General features: G+C 71.0%; 1 protein-coding gene and 1 pseudogene. Both read right to left on the reverse strand.

Translation table 11 applies throughout. From position 1 onward, the window contains the following. Nucleotides 1–42 precede the first annotated feature (42 nt). On the reverse strand, nt 43–543 hold the full coding sequence (locus tag ACWEBX_RS40320; protein ID WP_451889664.1) for a GNAT family N-acetyltransferase: 501 nt from the start codon (nt 541–543) through the stop codon (nt 43–45). A gap of 78 nt (nt 544–621) precedes the next feature. Then, nucleotides 622–1,620, reverse strand: a pseudogene (locus tag ACWEBX_RS40325) (hypothetical protein); the annotation flags it as partial.

Raw genomic sequence — 1,620 nt, forward strand, 5'->3', positions numbered from 1 at the left:
CGCATTGGTTGTCATGATCGTGGAACGTGGGGCGCCCGGGTGCTATTCCGGGCGCCCGGGTGCGGTGGGAATCGATGTTCGGTCCAGTTCCAGCGCGCCCACCGTCTGGTCGCCGCTGGTCTCTCCGGTCGGCCGGAATCCCAAGGTCCGGTAGAACTCCCCGGGGCCGTCCTCTCCGGGATGCCAGGTGGTGGTCAGGCGCGTGCCTCCGCGCCGCCGGATCTCCGCGGCCACCGACCGCACGGCGAAGCGTCCGTAGCCCCGGCCCTGCCGTCCCGCCGCGATGTTGAGGCGCCAGAGGCCGGAGCGGAAGTCGGTGCCGTCGCCGGTCCAGTCGATGTCGAAGAAGGCCATGAGGAATCCGACGACCTCGTCGCCGTCGCAGATGAGCCGGGGCCAGGCGATGCCGGGGTGCACGTAGGCCTCGGCGAGTGACTTCACCACGGGTGCCACCGCGTGTTCCTGGTCGGGCCGGACTCTCAGGTCGATGGCGGTCTCGAAGTTGTCAGGGGTGATCTCTTGCAGGTGCGGCGAGACGGGCATGCCCGAACTCTATGCAGGCGGGGCGGGGCCTGAGCGGGGCGGGTTTCTCCTCGGCGTCGGCGTCACCCTCGGCAGGCGTCATGTCCTCGCCGCCGCGGCGGACTTGAGCTTTCGGCGTCGCGTGTACAGGGCCAGGGCGACGGCGAACAGCGGGATGGCGACGGCAGCGCCGGTGTAGAAGCCGGGGGTGGCCCAGGCCGGGCCCGGCCACACGAACACGACGACGTCCGCCACATCGTCCGTCGGCGTGGTGTCCCGGCTGGGGCGGGCGGGGTCGCCGTCCGAGACCGTGACGTGGCCGCCGCGATCGGCGCGGTCCTTGTCGATGCGGAGGGTGAAGGGGAAGGTCGTCGTGGCCCCCACGGCTTCGACGCGAGCCGTGCACACGTACCGTCGGGCACTCGGCTGCCTCGCGGACGCTTCGGCCAGAGGCGTGTCATCGGTGGTGACGGCCCGGCAGTCCTGGTCGATCACCTCCTCGTCTCTTTCGAAGCCGTAAGGCGACTCCACGACCGTGGTGCCCTCCGGGACCGTGAAGACGACGTTCACCGTGGTCGGCAGCGAGCCGGGTCCGTTGTTGCGCACGCCGATCCGCACGGTGGTCAGACTGCCGACGGGACCGCGGGCCGTGTCGGCGACCGCCGCGAGCTCGCTCCGGTTGCGCACCGGCACACGGAGCACCTGTTGTTCGTCCCCGGCCTTGTCCGGCACAGCGGGGTCGGCCTCGGTCGCCGGGACGAGCTGCAAGGGTGTCCCGTCGCCCGGCCGGTACCGTGAGGTGATCTCGGCCGGGGGCACGTACTCGGTGCCGATGGCGGCAGCACTCACGTCGACGGTCGGATAGCCGGCGTCCCGCGCGGCTCGCAGGTGTTCGGGAGCGGCCAGGCTGTAGGACCGGCCGGGCGGAATGACGATGTCGTCGGCGAGGAGCCGGCACCACGCCGAAGTACGCCCTCGATAACGGCAGTTGCGGTGCCGGTCGCCGATGGTGATGCCGTCGTGGGTTTCCAGGCTCAACGCCACTCCGTGGGCGGGCACGTCACCGATGTTGCGTACGGTCAGACGGACCGCGAGGCT

The sequence above is a fragment of the Streptomyces sp. NPDC005070 genome (assembly GCF_053600395.1).